Source organism: Mesomycoplasma ovipneumoniae (assembly GCF_038095995.1).
Classification (GTDB): domain Bacteria; phylum Bacillota_I; class Bacilli_A; order Mycoplasmatales; family Metamycoplasmataceae; genus Mesomycoplasma; species Mesomycoplasma ovipneumoniae_F.
In genome coordinates this window covers 793615-815086 of record NZ_CP146005.1, presented here as the reverse complement: position 1 = coordinate 815086, position 21472 = coordinate 793615, and the positions used below count along the sequence as shown (strand labels likewise).

9 protein-coding genes are annotated in these 21472 nt (G+C 28.3%); 4 read left to right on the top strand and 5 right to left on the bottom strand.

All coding sequences use genetic code 4. The features are described from left to right. Window positions 1-6: 6 nt before the first annotated feature. The 5 genes from V3249_RS02940 to V3249_RS02920 all read right to left on the bottom strand — a co-directional run bounded on the left by V3249_RS02940 (window position 7) and on the right by V3249_RS02920 (window position 8067). Window positions 7-819 carry an MAG4940 family membrane protein gene (locus V3249_RS02940; RefSeq protein WP_341517478.1) on the bottom strand — a complete coding sequence of 271 codons (813 nt, stop codon included), beginning with the start codon at window positions 817-819 and terminating at the stop codon, window positions 7-9. 75 nt (window positions 820-894) lie between these two features. Next, window positions 895-1473, bottom strand: coding sequence for a hypothetical protein (locus V3249_RS02935; RefSeq protein ID WP_341517477.1), 579 nt, complete (start codon window positions 1471-1473; stop codon window positions 895-897). A 692-nt stretch (window positions 1474-2165) separates the two neighbouring features. Continuing rightward, on the bottom strand, window positions 2166-5009 hold the full coding sequence (gene uvrA / locus V3249_RS02930) for an excinuclease ABC subunit UvrA (RefSeq protein WP_341517476.1): 2844 nt from the start codon (window positions 5007-5009) through the stop codon (window positions 2166-2168). Between the two features lie 3 nt (window positions 5010-5012). Further along, a complete protein-coding gene (locus V3249_RS02925; protein ID WP_337897054.1) occupies window positions 5013-7529 on the bottom strand; it encodes an RNase J family beta-CASP ribonuclease in 2517 nt (838 codons plus the stop codon). 202 nt (window positions 7530-7731) lie between these two features. Then, window positions 7732-8067: a hypothetical protein gene (locus V3249_RS02920; RefSeq protein WP_258824900.1), complete on the bottom strand. Its 336-nt coding sequence runs from the start codon at window positions 8065-8067 to the stop codon at window positions 7732-7734. Between the two features lie 138 nt (window positions 8068-8205). Here V3249_RS02920 and V3249_RS02915 point away from each other — a divergent pair, with 138 nt between their 5' ends. The 4 genes from V3249_RS02915 (at window position 8206) to V3249_RS02900 (ending at window position 21463) form a co-directional block, all read left to right on the top strand. Beyond that, window positions 8206-9588 (top strand): DUF2130 domain-containing protein, encoded by a 1383-nt coding sequence (locus V3249_RS02915; protein ID WP_337897053.1) that lies wholly within the window; start codon window positions 8206-8208, stop codon window positions 9586-9588. 94 nt (window positions 9589-9682) lie between these two features. Then, window positions 9683-10930 carry an IS3 family transposase gene (locus V3249_RS02910; protein WP_332976865.1) on the top strand — a complete coding sequence of 416 codons (1248 nt, stop codon included), beginning with the start codon at window positions 9683-9685 and terminating at the stop codon, window positions 10928-10930. A gap of 1287 nt (window positions 10931-12217) precedes the next feature. After that, window positions 12218-18244 carry an SGNH/GDSL hydrolase family protein gene (locus V3249_RS02905; protein ID WP_337896953.1) on the top strand — a complete coding sequence of 2009 codons (6027 nt, stop codon included), beginning with the start codon at window positions 12218-12220 and terminating at the stop codon, window positions 18242-18244. Window positions 18245-18568: 324 nt separating this feature from the next. Beyond that, entirely contained in the window at window positions 18569-21463 is a 2895-nt protein-coding gene (locus V3249_RS02900) for a P97 family adhesin (protein WP_341517475.1), read from the top strand. Window positions 21464-21472 lie beyond the last annotated feature (9 nt).

The window sequence follows — 21472 nt, the reverse complement described above, 5'->3', positions numbered from 1 at the left end:
TAGATTTTATAAATTGAAGCTTAAGTTTGAAGAACTGGCAATACCTAAAAATATCAGACTTAAAATCGCAGGTATTAAAATAGTTGTCAGTATGTTAATAAGGATTTGCCACAAATAAAGTCTAATATTAAAATTATTAACTTTTCTTATTGCTAAGTAAGGTATGATCACTAAAGTTGACCATAAATTAAAATTGATAAAACCGGTATTGGTGTTAATAATAAAGAAAAATAGCAACAAGATAAATAAAACAATCTGATGATCAAATAAAGTTAAATTGGCACTAAACGGAATTCTTGGAATACTCATTAAAATAAAGACAAACAGTGAACCAAAAAAGATCTCTTTTTGTAAATAAGTGCTAATTTTAGGGGCTTTTTCGACCATAACCATTTTTTGAAAATCTTCTTTATATTTTGTGATATTTTTTACCATTTTTACATATAAAAAGAAGGCCAAATAACCAAAAATAACGCCTAAAATTTGACTAGCAAAAATGTAAAAATAACCTTGATAAAGCAGTGTTCCTGTAAAAGAATTTGTCAGGCCTTTGATAATTGATTCAAATATGACAATTTGTGGTATTAAAAAGGGTTTAATATCTGAATTTGATAAAAATCCAGAAGCTGCTTGAGCGATAAAAAGTGCTGAAAAAAATGAAAGAGTATAGAGAAAACTTGAAACAAAAATATTTGACTTTAGTTGATGTACAATATGTTTTGATGTCAAAAAGAAAAATATTAAAAGCAATGATCCTAAAAACTCAATAAAGGCAACTCTAGTATTTCAAAAGACAGAAAGCATTTCAAATTTTGTCATTAGCCAACCTTATAAGTTAATCATTTTTCATAAAAAGTGTCTATTTTTATAGACTTTTTTGACTAATTAGTGATTTTATACTACCGTCGATTGTTCTAGAATTTTATTTGCTTTAGTAATCATTGGATTTTTAAGCTGAGTACTTTCACCTAATACATCTTCAATTTTGTTAGAAATTTGTGCTATACTTTTGTTTTTAGTTTTTCAGACAAGTCTAGTATTTTGTGATTTAAGAAAATTCAACATTGATTTCAGCCAAATAATAACTGAATTTGCTAAATTCAGCGTTTTTAAATAAGGATTTCAGTGAATCTTACTACTGTCTGTTTGTTTTACACTGATTCCTTTTTTGTTTTGTTGATCATTAATTTCTTGCAAGTATTTTTGCTCTAATTTTTTTAGTTTGTTAGGATTTTCTTGGTTAACTTGAGATTTAACAGCAACAAAATCTTGATCATTTTTCAAGATTTTTTTATAATATGTTACCAATTGATTTTTTCCTGTCAAAGCTTGCATAAATGGTCTTGGCAAACCTTGAGAAGCTTTAAAAAGGATTTTATCATCATTATTACTTTGAACTTTACAAGCAACCAAAAAAGACATAGGAGCTAGTCTCATGCTAGTGCCTATGAAAATTTTTAATTTTACTTTCAAATATTCTCCTATTTTTTATTAGAGTAAGTAGTAAGCAAATAAAATTATAGCAAAATAATTATGCAAGTATTACTATATTTTTCTATTAAAATTTCATTTTGTTAACCAAAAAGTAAAAAATAATCCCTTTTTTAATATTATATACTCACAAGTAGTGATTTTTTTATCACCTGCAAGAATCCTCTCTATCTAAATCCACGATAAAAATTTGATACTTGCTTTATCAATTTGAGCATAATTACTTTTAATTACAATTAAAGAAAAAACCATCCAATCAATAAACTCTACTTAAGGAATTTTGATTGGATTTTACTACTTGAGGTTTATAAAAATGTTGCTGTTTGTTGCAAAAATTTGAATTTTTGCAAATCATGTCCATTATTTTTCAGCAATTAGCAATTCAATTTGATTATTTTCTATTTAAAAACCCGCAAATTTGTGGGTTTTTACTTTTTTAGACACTTTATTCATTAGCCCACAAAATTGCTGCTTTTTTTTTTTTAAAAAAAAAAAAAAACAATATTTTTTAAATTTCAAAAATATTGTATAATTACCTTTGAGCTACCTTTTAGGTATGTTATGCTTTGGTTATGTTCAAACCGCTCAAATGAACTTCTCTGACTTTGCAGTTGTAGTTAAAGCAAAAAACTGTACCACCAAAACTTTTTTTGGTGGTTTTTCTATTAAGGGGCTTATTTAACGTTTAGAATCTTTTTCAAATAAGCGCCAGTGTAGGATTTTTCTACTTTTGCAACAGCCTCCGGAGTTCCTTTTGCAACGATATTTCCTCCCTCTTGTCCGCCTTCAGGTCCTAGGTCAATAATATAATCTGCAACTTTAATTACATCCAAGTTGTGCTCTATAATCACGACGCTATCGCCATTATCCACTATTCTATCAAGTACTTTAATTAAATTTGCAACGTCATAATTATGCAGCCCCGTTGTTGGCTCATCAAGAACAAAAAGTGACTTTCCTGTTGGTTTTTTCTGTAAAAATGTCGCTAATTTAATTCTTTGAGCCTCGCCGCCTGAAAGTGTTGTGGCTGACTGACCTAATTTTATATATCCAAGACCAACGTCAACTAAAGTTTGTAATTTTGTTACAATTTTTGGCCAGTTATGAAAAAACTCAAGTGCCGCTGAGACTGTTAATTCGAGAATATCTGCGATAGTTTTACCGTGAAAACGAATTTGGAGAACATCAGGCTTATACCTTTTTCCTTGACAGTTATCACATAAAACATATATATCGGGCATAAAATGCATTTCAATTTTTATTTGCCCATCGCCTTGACACTTATCGCACCTTCCGGATTGTAAGTTAAAAGAGAATTTTGACTTAGAAAATCCAAGCGATCTTGCTTGCTCGGTGTTTGCAAAAATCTCGCGAATATCATCAAAAACAGATGTATATGTCGCCGGATTTGAGCGAGGTGTCCTTCCAATTGGACTTTGATTGACAGCAACTAACTTGTCAATATTAAAAAGTCCCCTAATTTCATCACATTTTCCAACACGAATATTTGTTGCGCCAAGATGTTTTGCAATCCCATTAACCAAAATTTGATTGACCAATGTTGATTTACCTGAACCTGATACCCCTGTTATAACAACAAATTTACCTAAAGGAATGTTTATACTGATTTTTTTTAAATTATTTTCTCTTGCTTTTTCGATAATTATAAATTTACCATTGCCACTGCGACGTTTTTTAGGAACTGGAATTGCTAATTTATTAGTTAAAAATTGCCCTGTAATCGATTTTGGTTCGTTTTCAATGTCCTCAAGTTTTCCGGCAGCAACTAAATACCCACCGTTTTCACCAGCATTAGCACCTATATCAACTAAAAAATCAGCAGCCAAAATAGTCTCAAGATCATGTTCTACAACTATTAAACTGTTACCAATTTCAACCATTTTTTTCAAAGTTGCAATTAATCTGTCATTATCCTTTTGATGTAATCCAATTGAAGGTTCGTCAAGAACATAAAGTACCCCAGTTAATTGTGATCCTACTTGACTTGCAAGCCGAATTCTTTGCGATTCTCCTCCAGAAAGTGTTGCCGCTGACCTGCTTAAATTCAAATATGAAAGTCCAACATTATCTAAAAAAGAAAGCCGATCGCGAATTTCTGAAAGAATTAATTTAGAAACTTGTTGATCAAAATCAGATAAATTTAAATTTTTAAAAAACTCAATTAGATTTTTAATAGACAGCTGTGATAATTCAAAAATATTGTAATTTTCAATTTTTACCGCAAGAGCATAATTATTTAGTCTAGCGCCTTGACATGTGCTGCACAAAAATTCAGACATCATTTTTTTAAATCAAAGACGAAGATCTTCACTGTTTGTGTCCCAAAATTTACGCTGAATTCGACTTAAAATACCTTCAATTGGCCGAAAATAATCATATCTTTTTCCACTTTCGGAAACTAAGGAGTAATTTATTGATTCTTTTGAGCCATAATTGATAATTTCAAGCTCTTTTTTTGTAAGTTCGTGGATTTTTTTATCAGGTGAAATTTCAAAATACTCAAGTAAAATTTGCAACTCTTGCCATTCTAGTGATTTTGTATTTATCGATTTTCCGAAGTATTTAATGGCGCCTTGATTAATAGACAAATTTTTATCAGGAACAACAAGATCAAAATCAGCCTCTAAATTTGTCCCTAATCCTTTACAAGTTTTGCACATTCCATAAGGCGAATTGAATGAAAAAAGCCGGTTTTCTAGACTTGGCATTTCAAAATCACCAAAAGGACAAGCCTGTAATTTTGAAAATCTAACTACTTCAGAATCATCGAACTCGCAAAGCGCAATTCCTTTTCCCATTTGAAAAGCCAGTTCAAGTGAAGATTGAAGTCTAGTTTCTTCATCATCATCAAGAATAAATCTATCAATAACAACAGAAATTGTGTGTCTTTGTTTTGGATCAAGGTTAATTTCATCTGCAAGATAATATGTAACATCATTAATTTTAAGTCGCAAAAAACCTTGATTTTTAAGATTTTCAATTAAATTTCGGTGCGATCCGCGCTCAGATTGGACAACCGGAGCCATAATCACAATTCTTGTGCCTTTTGGCCGCGACAAAATTGAATTTAAAATGTTGACAATTTTTTGCGGAATAATTTCAGCCTTATGATTAGGGCAAAAAGGCTTACCGATTTTGGCAAATAAAAGCCGAAAATAGTCATAAATTTCGGTAATTGTTCCAACAGTTGAACGGGGATTATTATGACTTGTTTTTTGCTCAACCGAAATTGTTGGCAAAAGTCCGTAAATAGCTTCAACTTTTGGTTTTTTAGTTCCGCCTAAAAATTGTCGCGCATATGAACTCAAAGAGTCTATATAACGTCGTTTTCCCTCTTCATAAATCGTATTAAAGGCTAAAGATGACTTTCCTGATCCTGAAACCCCAGTAAAGACAACTAATTTATTTTTAGGAATTACAAGGTCAAAATTCTTTAAATTGTTCTCGCTTGCACCTTTGATGTAAATAAAATTATGCGTGTCTTTATTTTTTAACATTTCTTAATTGCTTTCTGTTGTTTGTTTAGGTTTTGAATTTTCAGGTTTGCCAATTTTATCATTCAAATTTTGGCTTTTATAATTTTTTCTGGCTGCCATTGGCTTTTTATGAAAAGTTGCTTGCGTAGAATCGGGACTTTTAGGGTAAAAAACCGGACACATTTTAGTGTTTTTAAAGCCGGCAGTTTGCTTTTTAACAAAATTTTGATTTAAATTTTTACTGTTTTTATTAAATTTTTTATTATTATAATTTAAGTTTTCAAAATTATCACTATCAGCATTTTTTGAAAAAGCAACAGGATTTTCCTTTATATTTTTTGCAAAAAATTGTTTAGAATTTGGTGTATTTTGATTTTTTCTAAATTTTGACTGAATATTTTTAGTGTTTAAATTATCCCCAGAATTAGCTGAATTTGCTGTCAAATAATCAGGTTTTTTTCGTATAATCCGTGTTTTTTTATTTTGAGAAGACTCACTATTAGAAAAAGTTTTTTCCTGATTTAAGTTAGTCTGAGCCTCATTTTTTAGAAGATTTTGCGGACTTAATGATTTTTTTACTGTTTTATTTGGAATATTTTTTTGACTTGGTTGACTTAATTTTTCATCTGTGCTTTTTGGGATATTATAATAATTTAGATTTTTTTTGCTTGAATTATTCGGCTTAACAGCTGTTTTTTCGCTTGAGTTGCCACTTTTTTGTGAATTTGTGCTTGATGACTTATTATTTGGACTTGGTTTTGCGACTTTTTTGTCAACTGCACTTGCCAATTTTGTCTGGTCTGCTTTATAGTCAACAAATTTTTCTGCTTCTTTTTGTTCATAGTTTGCTAAAAAATCAAATTTTTCATCAACAAAAATAAATTTTGACAAAATAACCGGATTTCAACGTTTTGACCGATGGAAATATGCACCCAATCTATTTTTTAACAGTTGCTTTACTTGGGGCATTGATCAGTTTGGATCTTTTTGCACAAAAAAGCGAATTGATGAATAACTAATTCGCCTAATATCAGCAATAATTGGACTTCCTGTTCGAATAGAAAAGACACCTTTTGTAATAATCGAAATTCTACCTTTAATTTCATTGTTTTTTTTATCAAAAGGAACAAAAATAAAAACAACACCGTTTTCACGCATGTATTGACGTTCATTTATAATCCGCGAATTATCGCGGGAAATTGTATCTCCATCAATATAAATAGGCTCGCACGGAATTTTTCTCTTAGTTTTGCGAACTTCTTGATTAACAATTTCAAAAACTTCACCATTATCCGGAATTATTACATTTTTTGGACTGACTCCAGATTCAATTGCCGTCTGAGAGTGAGCAAGCGCCATTCGGTATTCGCCATGATACGGGAAAAAATATTTTGGTTTTGTCAGTTGGAAAATTTTTTCATGCTCAGATTTATAAGCATGTCCTGAAGTATGAAGATAACCATCAGGCCCATTTTCTTTAATAATTGCCCCTAATTTATAAAGTCGATTAATCAAATGCTCAATTTTAATTTTGTTTCCTGGAATTGGCGATGAAGAAAAAATGACCATATCACGCGGTTCAATACTGATTTTAGGGTGTTTTTTGTTTGACATTCGATCAAGAGCAGCTAGTTGCTCGCCTTGAGATCCTGTTGTTAAAATTAGCATCTGATTTTCTTCAACACCTGATAAATTTTTACCAAGAAAAGCCTCATCAGGAGCATTAATATAGCCAGAACGCCGTCCAATATTAATTCCATTTACCATTGATCTTCCAAAGACAAGAATTTTCTTATCTAATTTAATTCCAATTTCAATTAGTGCCTTAATTCTTGTTAAGTTTGAGGCAAATGCGGTAATAATAATTTTTCGTGTCGCAGCACGCATGTGCATTTCAATATCAGCAAGAATGTCCCGTTCAGAGGGAGAGTGGTTTGGCCGCATTGCATTAGTTGAATCTGAAAAAAGTACTGTCAGATTGTTCTTCCCGATTTGTTTTAGTTTATCAAAATCTGTGTAATTTCCAATTGGTGTATAGTCAAACCTGAAATCACCAGTACACATAATTGAGCCATGTTTTGAAGTTACCCGAACACCAAAGGCATCAGGAATTGAGTGCTGAGCTGTTCAAAAGTCAACTTTAAAACTTTGAAAATGATAGACATCGTCCTTTTTTATTTCAACAAATTCAATTTCCCTTTTAATTTTATGGTCAACAAATTTGGCTTTTAAATATTCAATTGCAATTTTTGGCGCAAAAATTTTTTTAATTGGAACTTCTTGAACAAGATAGACAATTCCGCCGATATGATCTTCGTGACCGTGGGTGATAAAAATACCGCGAATTTTTGCTTGATTTTTTAAAAGATATTGGTAATTTGGAACCATTCCTTTGATTCCTGTTGAAAAAAGGTTAGCAAATTTAATACCAGCATCAATAATTACAATATCATAATTATCTTCAATTACAAGGGTTGATTTGCCGATTTCTTGCATTCCGCCAAGACCAAAAAAACGCGTTGGGTTAGTAGTTAGTGACATATTTTTCCTGTCATAATTATCAAATATTATATTTTTTAAAAGATAATAAATTCTAAATTTATAAAAATGAATTATTTATTATAAAAATGATTTTCAAACTAACAACAATTTTTAGTCATAACTGCTAGACTAAAAATTGGATTGACTTCATTTGAATTTAAATAAAAACAAATTTTAACAAAATTTTAGTTTTTTCGAAAATTTACTTTTTGCAAACACGAATTAGACCTTGATTTTCAAACCCAATTAGAAATTCGTTAGAATAAAATGATAAATTATCCAAAATTTGCTCACGAACATGTCCTAAACCAACGCCACAAATTAGATTTATACATTTTTTATTGGATTTTCTAAATTCAAACATTAAATTTTCAACAATTGCTACTGTTTTTTGAGTGTCTAAACCGTGAAAGTCAAAACTTATTTTATCATCAAAATCAAAATTTGAAAAAATATTATTTTTTTGACTTTGAGTTAAATCTAATATTTGATCCCATTCAGCAAAGTGAATTTCTTTTGATTTCTTTTTAATTTTCATTTTAAGATAATTAGTTTGACTATTTTAATTTAAGGTCGTTCTTAAATTAACTAAAATTTAATTATACCACATTTTTAATTTTTTTATTCAATTTGTAAAATTTGCCTATTTTTAAATATGTGTTAAAATTAATTTGTTATGGAAATAAAGAAAAACAATGAAATAAAAGTCAAATTAATTAATAAAGAAACACTAACATACCAACTTCTAGAGGATGCCAAAAAAGGCGATTGATTTTCCCTTGTAAGTGAAGTTCAAAATTATATAGACGATCAAACAAAAAAGAAATTAAGTGAATATACTGTCCAAATCCGCAACGATATTTATGCAAATGATCTTGAAATTAAAAAAATAAAAGAGGAAAATAAAAATCTTAGAGAGGAAATTGGAAAATTAAAAGGCCAAAATGATAAGGTAAAAGCAGACTTAAGTTTAAAACATTCGGAAGAAATTACTCAAAAAGAAGTTGCAATTGCTGAAATGGAAGGGACAATTAAACAATTGCAAGAAAAAATTAAAGGTATGGAAGAAAACCAGGATAACATTATTAAGAAAAAGGAAGCAGATCTTTCACTTGCTCAATCTAAAGTAAATGAGCAATTTAAGCAAGATACTGAGAAACAATTGCGAGAACAATTGCGAAAAGAAATAACTGAAGAACAAGAAAAAAGAATTGCTGATGCAAAAACATGATATGAAGACTCCCTTAAGGCAAAAGATACCGAAATAAACGACCTAAATGATGAATTAAATAAATATAAATATAAAAATATTAGTTCAAAACAAATAGGAGAAAATCTTGAAAACTGAATTTTAGAAAGGTATAGAGACGTTTTCCCTTTTGGTAAAGACGACAATGATTCAGTTGTTGTTGAACTAAAAAAAGATACTGTAAATATTAAGGATGAACCAGGAGAAAAAGCAACAAAATCCGACTTTATTTTTACAATTAATGATCAAAGCCGCAATGTTGAAACAAAAATCATTTTAGAAGCAAAATCTGAATCAAAAGAAAAATCTGGAAAACAAAAAAACAAAGATTTTTTCAAAAAAATTGAGGCAGACCGTATAAAGAAAAAAGCTAGCTATGCAATTTTAGTAACAGAACTCGAGCCTGAGAAATACTTTACAATTGATGTTGCCCCTAATTATGAAAAAATTTTCATTTGCCGTCCGCATTTTTATTTAGCGCTTTTAATGCTTTTAAAATCAATAATTCTAAAAGAAAATAAATTAGAGATTCAAAGTCAAAGTCTTGAAGATGCAAGTAAAATCATTCAAAAGTTTGATGAATGAAAAGAAAAAACACTAAAAGCATCAATAAACAAAATTAACACTAAAGCAGAAAGAAGTAGATCATTAGCAGAAAGAATTATCAAGGATGCAAGCGAAATTCAAGAGAACCTTAATAAAATTGTTGATGACTATTTAAATAAATTAACACAAAAAATTGATGCATTTAAAATTACTAAAATAGCTGAAAAAATTGACGAAATTAATAAAAATAACCCTAATTTATAATTTAAAAACTATTAATTAGTACCAATTTTGAATCCATGTAGTTATTTAAATTAGTACACCAATTTCAGACTTATTCGAAAAAAGGTGTGTCAAAATGAAACAATACAAATTCACAATTGAAGAGAAATTTAAATACATCAAAATTGCCGAATCTAGAGGCTTAAAAAACGCAATTTTGGATTTTGCAGAAGAATTTAGAGAAATTTACAAAAACAAATCTAAAAGTAAAAAAGCGGATAAAGAATGAATGTTGCATATATACGCTAATAATTTGATAAGAAATTGGCAAAAAAAGTTTTATAATAATGATATGAAAAGTTTAATTAGTACTCGTGGAAAAATCAAATCTCCACGCAAACCAAAGAAGAAATATACAATTAACGACCTTTCTGAAAATGATCGTGAAGTTTATCAAGAGATAATGGAGAATGTTCTTAGAAGATACGGAATTGACCCCGCAATTGTTCTTGAGGAACTCAAAAAACGAAAACAAGAGCAAGAAAAAGATAAAAACAAAATCGAAAATTCCACTAGAATTTGTAGTGTTTTTAACATTAATCGCACTTCTATTTATGAGAAAATAAGGGTAAAAAAACCACCAAAGAAAATGATTTATGATGAAAAATTACTTGAGTGAATTCGTGAAAATTTCCATTTGAATCGAAAGGTAAAAGGCCGAGACATCCTATATAATATTTACATAAATCAGGGAAATTATGTAAGCACGTACGTGTTTCAAAAACACTACGAATTTTTAGGATTAAAATCAATTGCTTATAAAAGGCAAGGAAAACCGGCGCCAAAAGAGAAAAAGTTTACACGAATTTGGACTGAAGATCATATCAAAGGTGAATTTTCCTCAGAAAATTTTGGTGAAAAATGGTTTGCTGATATTAAATTTATCAAAATTAACAACGAATGATTTTACCTACACTCAATTATTGAAACAAAATCCAATTACTTGCTCAATTTTTCGATTTCTAAAACAAGATTTTCAGAAGAAACTATAAACTTAGTGAAACAAACAATTAAAAAGTATAATATTAAACCAAAATTTTTCCATTCAGATCATGGTGTGGAATATGCAAACTACAAATTTGCTAATTTTTTGAAGCAAAATGGTATCCAACAATCAATGTCACCAAAAGGAAATGCTCTTGCAAACCGCCCTATTGAATATTTTTATGCAGTTTTTCAACGCGAATTAATTAATATTGAGGGTCAAAATTTTGAAAATGTGGCTATTGCTTATCAAAAAATAAGTTCATTTATTCATTGGTATAACTATGAAAGACCTCAAAGTTGCTTATCATATAAAACTCCAAGTTATTATATGAGGTAAATTATTTGTCCAAATTTTTAAAATGAACATGCTAGAAAAAATTAACAAAAGCGGTGTAATCAAAATCATAGGTAAAAAACTAATTGTCTGAGATTTTTCTACCAATTTATCCATGTAGTTATTTTTTTTTTTTTTATATAGCAATTAAAAAATATGTTATAATGTGTTATAGCTATTTCTATAAATACCTTGAAATAGCTATAACATAAATGGGGGTGACTCTGGTTTTGACAATTAAAAAAATTTTTTGGATGCAGTGGTTTGGTAGACCATAATACCATGTAAATCTAAACGCAAAAGATTCAATTAAAGCTAAAGACGATGCAACATTTAATTTTGCAATGATGAATACCCAATTAAATTTTGCAACACTTTAATTCATAATAAAACCTATCAGTTTTTTATTTCAATAATATAAATAACATAATATATCTTCCTTAATTCAATATATTAAGTTTTCCCTGTAAATACTAAAATAATTAGTAAATATTTGTTTTTGGTTTTCAAATACATTTTAAAATACAGGACTATTTAACTCCTTTGATTTATTAATTCTTATTCTTTAATTCTTATTCTTATTCTTAATTCTTATTCTTTTTATTAACTTATTCTTTAATTCTTATTCTTTTTTATAAATTATTAATTCTTTTTTATAAATTATTATATTTTTATACCTTTATAATTAGATTTTTTAGTTTAAACTGTCGACTCCACTAAATTATTTTAATTGGATCGGGGTTCGAATCCCCGCACCTCCACCATATGAAAAAACTCCGTTAACCGCGGAGTTTTTTCATTACACTAGTATATTAGTTTCAGGTACAGCCAAAAAGGTGTGCCAAAATAAAACAATATAAATTAAGGTTTAAAAAACTAAATACATCAAAATGCTGAATTTATTAAAGGCTTAAAAATCACAATTTTGCATTTTTCAGACAAATTTAGTCAAATTTAAACGTCTATATGACAATAACTCAATAAGAAATTGACAAAAAAACTTTGTAAAATGTGCAAAAAATTTGACAAGCCCCATGGCAAAAATAAATCTCTAGCAAAACAAAAAGGAAATACAAATTAAGGGTCTTTTTGAAAAAAATTAACAAATTATAAAGAAATAACAGCCCAATTTAAAATAAAATATAGAAAAAAGATAATTATCTGATTTTTTATGTTAATTTAGTGTATAATTTAATTTAATTTTTCTAGTTTGCTCCTTATCTAATTGGACCAATCTAATCGATTTGTATAAAAAAAATCTGGAATAACAAAAAGAAGCGGGGTAAAATGATGAAAAAAAATATCTCCAAACCTGATTTTACTAAAGCATTCAAAATATTTTTAAGTTTTGGTACTTTATCTCTGGCCATTTCTGGAATTACTTTGATTGGGATAAAAAATCGCGATAAAACCGAGCACATCAATATACCAATAACCCATTCAGACCAGCAAACCGAAAAACTTTTAGATCAAATTAACTATTTATCAATAGGCGATTCAATTTCTGCTGGTTTTAATTGAGATTATTCTGTTGACCTCCGCGGAAAAATTGATGAAAACAACAAAATTAATGGACTCTCATATCCTGCTTTTTTTGCCAGTTTTATTCAAAAAATAAAACCAAATGCACTTAAATCCTTTGATAATTTGGCGCTTTCTTGAACAACAATTAGCGATTGACTTTACTTGCTTAATCCCGAAAATCAGTTCTATAAACATTCTGATAAGACGCATTTTAATTTTAATTATCATTTAGACAAAAAATTAGACTCACCATATGGACAGCAAATTCGTGAAGTTTTTGGTGATTTTAATTCAAATAGCTATCCAAAATTATATAAAAAAATCAAAGATTCTAATTTGTTGACTCTTTCATTAGGTGCAAATGATTTAATGGAATCCATTGATTTTCGCACAATTGCTAAGCCGATGCAAAAACTTGCTTCAAAAGGTGAGGCAAATTTTGAATTTGCCCAAAATATTGAAATTGTAAACCAAAAAATTTACAGAAATTTACAATTACTAATTCAAAGTTTGCGAAAAATCAACCCTGATTTACAAATAGTTTTAGTTGGCTATAACTCTTTGTCTTCAAAAATCATTAAATTTTTTGAAAAAATGCTCACAAATGAAATCGGTGTTCCAGAAAATTATGTTGATTCAGTAATAAAACGTTTGAATTCAACAATCAAAAAAGCCGCAAAAAGCCAAAAAGTAAATTATGTTGATTTATACAATGAATCAATTTGACAAGCAAAAACCTCTGAATTTAGTACAAACGACCTAGATATCCACCCATCAACTAAGGGTTATAAAAAAATGGCCCAGGATTTGTTGTTTAAATTAGCTTTTCAACAAGACCTCGAGTTCAAAAACGAAGCAAATACTAAATTACAATGGGGCGAAAATTATGTCCAAAAAGACACTAATTATTACCGTCGAATTCTAAATTTAGGTAACAATTTAGAAATTTTTAACGCTTTAACAGTTGACAATTCACCTGAAAAATTTATTTCAGAAGACTCTGAAATTGAAAAGCTAACCACTCAAAATGTTAAAAAATCAACAGAATCACCGATAGAAAATTTTATAAACGTGATACTAAATAATAATTTTGGCGCGTTTTTAAGCCGTTTTATGCAGTTAGCTGTTCAAAATAATTCAAGCGTGCAAAAAGTTTTAACTGATTTTTGACAAGAAAATCAAAATTCAGGTGCTTCTTTTTCCGAAATTTTGCAAAAAATTTACTCAAGTGGCTTTTTTAGCAAAATTATCAAACGTTTTCAGACTTATGTTCAAGATGTAACTAATAAAAAAGACTGAGAAAAAGCAACAATTTCTAACCTTGTTAATTATATTTTTGCTGATTTTGACGAAAAACAAATAATTGATGTTTTAAATACTGTTGTAACTTCTGAATTTGCAGATAAAAATCCTGAAAAAATTAAAGAATTAATTTTTTCATCCATTTTTGGCCAAACAATAATCCAAGATTTGCTAATAAATAATATTATCAAAATCGACCTTAAAAATAAAGAAGATTTAAAAGTTGTCTTTACTTTTGATTCAATAAGAAAATTATTTTCTAAAATAATTACTGATTATCATCTTCGATCAAGCGAATATAAAAACGCACAAAATTTTCACGAAATAATCCGTACTTATTTAGAAAATCCTGACAATGACAATGATAATGTTATTTTTATTCGCAATTTTATCTCTGAAACACTAAAACATCATGACTCTGTTAAATTATTAGTATCAATTATTAACGATAATTTCGAGTTTAATTTGAACGAGGCAGATCAGAATGCGATTGTTAATCTTTTAGTTTCAATTGCTGATGTTGTTGTTCGCACTAATGTTTGGGCTAAACTAAATGATCAAGCAGCCAAAAATTTCTTAGGTGTAATTAAAGGAATCAAAACTACTGATATCGCTAAAAATATTGCCTCAATTTTTTCAGAGCAAATTTATACAAATTACTCATCCTTTTTTAAAGATTCAAAAAATCTACTTGATTTATTTCACGAACTACTAAGTTTTGATTTGAGTAAAAACCAAATTGATTCACTAAAAAAATTACTCACTAAATTCTACCCAGTTTTAACAAAATTTGACATAACTAATTTTATTGATGATTCAGACCCTAATTTTGCCAGTTTTTCATTCTTTTTAGATTCGGCTAAAGATTTTTTGTCTTCAAATTCATTTAAACCACTGGCTGACATTGTAAATCAAGCCATTGATGATTTTTTAGTAAATAAAAGCATATATCAGCAAATTGACAACTTAAATCGTTTTGGTTTTCAGTTTTTAGCTAATAATTTGCCAAAACTTGAGGAAAATATTTACGAATTTATCGCCAGAAACGTAGAAAATGGTGAATTTTTAACCAATCTTAGTAGTTTAATTTCAAATTCATTAATCTCACAAGGATTAAATGAAAAATCAATTGAGACTTTTACATCAATAATAGAGCTAATTTTTCAAGATTTTCGAGATAAATATCAAGCTTGAAAAGAAGACAATACAAGCCCAACTGATAATTTAATTTTTACCTTTGTAAAGTCAGCCTTAGAAAATTTCAAAGCTTTTACTAAAGAAAATTTTGACGAATATAATTCAGCAAAATTGCGTTTTGAAGAGGCCGAAAAACAACAAAAAGCAGTTGAAATTGCACAATATTCTCACAAAATGGCTTCACTTGATGAAACATTATCCTTTCAAAATTTTTCATCATACTTTTTAAATAATTTTTTTAGTCAAGATACAATTTATAAACTTTTAAAAAACCTTGCAAGCCTTAATTTTAAAACTAAAATTTCAGATGACAATTTAGTTTTATTTTTCAAAAATCTTTTTGGACAATCATTTTTGCACAAACAACTTCTTGAAAAATTAAACCAAAATAGTTTTTTTAGCAAACCTAAAATCCAAAACTCACTTTTAAGCATTTTAACAAACTTTTTTGAATCAAAGGAAGTTGAGAAATTACTTTCAGAACTTATTAAGTATTTTTTTGACGAAAAGAAATTTCAATCACATCCAAACTTTAACTCACTAGTTGAAAATTTTCTCAAAGAAAACACTCCACTAATTGAGGAAGTTTTTAGACTCTTTCTAGGAGATTCTTCAACCTGAAATTCAATTTCTGACTTTTTAAAAATAATTTTGCAAGAATATAACTTAAAATTGTCAGATAATTCAGTTCAGACAATTTTGGATTTAGTTCGCGATATTTTTTCAAAATTAAGAGATTCAACTTTAGATTTTAATGATCAAACAAAAACTCATTCCCCATTAATAATAAAAGCATTAATTTCAATCATATTTGATGCAATTTCAGGTAATTCTACCCCTAAAAAACCGGTTCTTGAGACTTTATTTGACAGTTTGAGTGTCGATATTGCAAATAATTATTATTCAACTGAGGAATCAAATAATCTAGATAATAGCGAAAATCAAGGCAAAATTTCTCAAAATAGTATTTCAACTTTGATTTCTGAAATTATTAGTAGCGATCCAATTTCTGAGCAAATTCGTGCAGGTCTAAAAAATGTTCCACAAGACTATCTTGACAATATTACCCCAATTTTTGATTGATTTTTAAAATCACCAGAACTAAAAAATTTGTTTAATTCCTACTTTAAAATAGTTGCAAAAGCAAAAATCCAAAAACCTTTAGATAATTTTTCACTTATTAAAACATTATTTGAAAAACAGTATTTCAATAAAATTATTGGTGAATTTATTGTTAAATTAGACGAAAAAAATGAAACTTTAATTGATAATTTTGGAAAACTAGCAGGAAAAATATTTGAAACTGAATTCGAAAAAACTGAATTCCAGCCACTTTTTAAATTAGTCAAAGAAATAATACAGAACAATATTGATAATTTTTACAAGAACGAAAGTGATCCAAAGGAGCTTTTGATTCCGGAAGCCGCTACCGTTAATGTAAGTCAGGATTTGTCCGAAGCGCCAGCAAAGACTCAACTTTTTAGTGATACAGAACCTAATGTTGGCCAAAATCCTACATCAACTTCTGCTTCAAATCAATCAGACTCAATTCAATTAGAATCAATTTATACAAAAGAAAATGCATTACTTACAAAGTTTATTTCAATTTTAGGCAAGTTCACTAGCGGTGATTTTTCAGCTTCAGATTTAAATTTGCTTTTAGAATCTGAAATTGCAAAAGAAGAATTTATTGTTGAACTTATTAAGCAAGTTGCATCAGTTTATAATAAAATTCAAGACTCTGAAAAAAATGATCTTTGAAAAGTTATAACTAAAATTTTCCAATCTAAGTTTTTTAAAGATAAAATTAATTCCTTAGCTATTGGTGATGTAAGTAGTTTTTCATTGTTTAGCAATTTGTCAGAAGAAAAAAGACAGGAAATTGAGCCATTACTCAAAGAATTGTTGTTGGAATTTTTACCAGATTCTGCAAACAAAGCTTTAATTTTTAGACTTTTGAGCTATATAAATAAAAATCCAATGGTTTTTAAAGGTGTAAAAACTTTCTCTTCACTTTTGGCTAATTTTTTAAATGATAAACCATCAACCCAAAACAACCAAAGTCAGAACCAATCTGAAGTACAAAATAATAGTGAGTTTTTAAAATCATATTTATGATACGTGGTACATTTTTTAGTAAAAAATGATAAATTTTCTGATTTAGTGATTGACGTAATTGCTTCATATTTAAAGCTAAATTTAGATAATAAGGATTATTCTGGTTTTACAATTGAAAATCCAAGAGAAACGCTAAAAAAATTTTTAAGAGAATTTATTGGTTTAGGTCTTGAAAATCCCCTTATTTCTGGCATTCTGGATCAAATTGTTGATGAAATTAAAAAATCAGATACTAGCCAACAAGCAAAAAGTTTTTTTGAAACCTTATTTAATAAATTAGACCTTTCAAAAGTTCTCAATCTTGATTTAGTTGTCAAAATTGAACCAAAAATTGGCGATTCTACCCCACAAACTCAGCAAACAGAAACACAAAACTTGATAGATGAGACGAATTTATCAATAAAAACACCAAAAGACCAAAAAATATCGACACAGTTATTTGCCGAATTTTTTGATACACTTTTCCTCACCTCACCAAAATGAAATTCTGCAAATAAAGATAAAAACTCTCCAATTCTAAATGAATTAAATAACATAAAATACACCGGAATTTCACTAAAGGAAGTTTTTGGATCCGGCGGAAATGGATCCAGCGGCAATAGTGGATCTAGTGGAAATGGTGGATCTGGTGGAAAAGATTCTCAATTAGACGCAATTTCGAAGTTATTTCACAAAATATGGTATTCTGAAAGTGCAAAGACAAAAATATCAATTGAAAATTTTAAGAGTACTCCAAAAGGGAGATTTCTTTATAGATTAGTGTTAATTCTTCTTTTTTATACATACGAATCAAGAATTTCTCAACAATGATCTTGAGTTCGATCCTCAGCATTTTACGGTGGTCTTTTGTCTTCCTATACTGCATCTGAGGTAATACGTGCATCGCTACAAAGTGGTGAACAATCTAATACAAACAATACAAAAGATAACGATTATAAAAATTTCATCGATAAAATAATAGGTAATCCTGCCAAATCCACGCATTGATGAGGCACATCTTGATATTCATCTTCTGATGTAAAATTAAATGATATGCTAACAATGATTTATTATAATTTAGAAGCTAATCGATTTTCTAAAGTTACCGGCCAGCCTAAATTAAGAGACCAAGTTTTACAACAAATTCATGATGGAACCTATCCTGATAACTATGAAAATCCAAATAGTACAAGATAAATTTTGCTTGATTTATAGTTAATTTTTAGTGCAATAAATAACTCATCTTTTAGTTAATTCTGGATGAATTCGTGCTTTAAAACTTATTTTTTGATTATCTTATAAAAATCGAGTTTCCTAATTAATAATGATTTTTGCTGGTTAGTGTTTTGCGCTTTTAAGCTCTCGACTCACAAATTCTTGCCTATGATAAAAGTAATTATTTTAAAAATTTAAAAAAATTTTATTATAAAAAAGTTTCTTTATTAAGTAATTTAAGGAATTTCTTTCCTTTTTTTTTTTTTTTTGTTAAAATTTTTTATAGAAAACATAGGAGGAAAGGTGATGAAAAGTACAATCACTAAAAAACTACTAACTAAAAAAAATATTTTTCTTTTAGGGCTAAGCACTCTTGCTGGTGGAGCAATTATTGCCGTTCCGCTAGTTGTTTTTGCAAATTTAGAACTAAAAAACCCGCGAATTGATGTGCAAAACCAAGCAAAATCAATTTCTTTCATTAGTATAAAGGATAAATATTTAAATGCTAATTCAGACTATTTAGATCTAAAAAAGAAACTTTTAAATGACGATAACACCAAAAAAACTGACATTGATTTAACAGATTTTTTTGATTTTTACCAGACCAATAACTCTAGCATTCCCGTTAATTTTTCAACCGATCATAATTGAAAACCATTCAAACTGGAAATTTTTGATATCAAACCTGATGATAATGAGCAAACATTTGAGGTTTACTGACGAGTTTCACAAAAATTAGATGACAATAAAACAGCAATTTCTGACTTATTTAAACAAAAAGTTGCTTATAATTATGTTCCAGATTATTCGCTTTCTAATTTTTCAACTTATTCAGAAGATCAGCTCAAGAAATTAAGACCTTACACAGATAGTGAGGTTAATTTTTCATTTAAAAAAGAACTGACAAAGTTAATTTCAGTTGAAGATTTCCAAAAAGAAGTCAATAGCGCAAAAAATGACACCGAAGCTAGAGAAATTATTAGTAAATATTTTAACCTTGATGAGACAATTTCACAAATTTTTAGTAATAAAAGTTTTTACTTTGAATCTGACAGTGGCATTCAAAAACCTCGCTATGATATAAATTTGGTAAAAGATCAAATTATAACTGATCGATATTTAGTAAAAACTGCAACTCCAGGGGTTTATAAATTAACCTTTGTTGCCCAGTTTTCTTCTGATTTTTCAAAGGAAATTGCCGCTGATATTAATAAGAATTCCAAATTTTTCCTTACAACTCAACTCAATTTAAGTGATTCTTTCCTTGATAAGTCAATTAGTGATGATATTGTTTTAAGCGAATTTTCTGACAGTGATTATTTTGCAATAAATAATTTTAGTCAAAATAATTCGACTTTAATTACAGGGTGAGATTTTCTAAATTATTATAATAATGAAATTTTTGCAACCAAAGAAAATCGTGCCGATTTTCTTAATTCACTTATTGAAAAAATTGTCAAAACACCACTAATATCAAAAGTTAGATTCCAAAATAAACTAGAAAATTTAAACTTTAACCAAATTTCAAAATTTTTAGATGTTCAAATAAAATTAGATACTGAACAGGTTAATTTAGATTTTAAAGATAACAATGTTGTTGCCCAAATTAATGGCGATATTGTTATAAAAGATAAAAGAAACGATAAAATTGTTGCTACAAAAAAATTTTCTCAAAGTATTAAAAATTTTGAAATATTAGCTCAAAATGATCCTGATTTTGCAGCTTCAGTTAAGAATAGTAGTTTGACTATTGTGCCAAATGTCCAAGAATTTGTTAGAAAAGAAAACCAAAAAGGAATTCTAAAAGACGAATTATTGGCACTAATTCAGGCAAATAATTTTGATAAATTAAAGAAAGTTCTTCAAAATTCTCGCTATTATGGCTTTAGATTTGATGAAAGTCAACTAAAATCAATGGTTGATAGTTATAATTTACCAACTGTTGAAGATTTAGTTAAAAATTCAAATGTTGATGATGCAGCTTCTAAAGGAATAACATCGATTTTTTCTAATTATTTTAATAGTGATGAGAAAATTTCACAATTTTTGTCATTTTTATCAAAACAAGACATTAGTTTTGTCGCAAAATATTGGTTTGATTATCTTAAACATTTTAAATTAATAGAAGATAAAGCAAACTGACCAGAAAATTCTAATAGTAATGAATTATTTAAAAAATTAAGTGAAATTAAAATTAAGCCTACAAAACAACCGCGTGGTCAAATTGGTGATGAAGCTGGTGACCCAACAGTTTGACTTTTTTCATTTAACTATGGTTTTTTAGATTTAAATAAACCCCTTGAAAATGGTTTTTATATTAGTAATGAGCTTAAAAATACTCTTAATTTGATGAAAACAAATTCATCTTTTAGTCCTGAATATTTTATAAAACAGATTGAATTACAATCAAATAAAATCACTAAACCTGATTTTTCAAGCACAGAAAATAAAAATAATATTGAAAATCTTACCGATTTTCTTGCAGCTTTTTATTCATTAGCTTATTCAAAACAAAAGAGCCAAAAACTTTTTACAGGTAATTTTGGTAAGGATTTTAATTATAAAATTCAATTTAGTCTGGAACCTAATTTAACAAATGTTGATGCTTTAGAAAAATCAAAAACTGAAAATTTAAAAGTAAAATATTGATACAATATTGGTCCAGTTGATAAAAACGGTGATCTAGTTAGCGTTATTTATCAAACAAAAAAATCAGAAATTGAACTAAAAATCAACCCTGATAATAAACTTTTAAGTGATGAAGTTGATAAATTAGATGAAATTGTCTCAACTTTTTCACCAAATTCGCAAATTGTTTTCTTAACCAAGAAAGATTTTGAGGATTTTGAATCTCAAATCAAAGTTGCCATCTCAAAATCAAAGGAAAACGAGCCAGTATCTGTTGATAAACAAGTCGAAAAACTGCCTTTTAGTAGTTATTTAACCTTTGAACACAAAGATATAGATTTAGGCTTTTATGCAATAAAAAAAGCAAAACCGAGTCAAACAACAGGCACAGTAGAAACATCAATGCAAACTAACGACGTTGATACTACCGGTATACTTGAGAAAATTACTAACCCGGCTAGCCCAGTTCAACACAATTTATTTTTATATCTTTATGATAAAAAAATCCTAAAAATTTCTCAAGTCAGCCTATCCGCGTTATTATCATGGAGCATACAAGCTCTCTATTATTAAAATAATAAG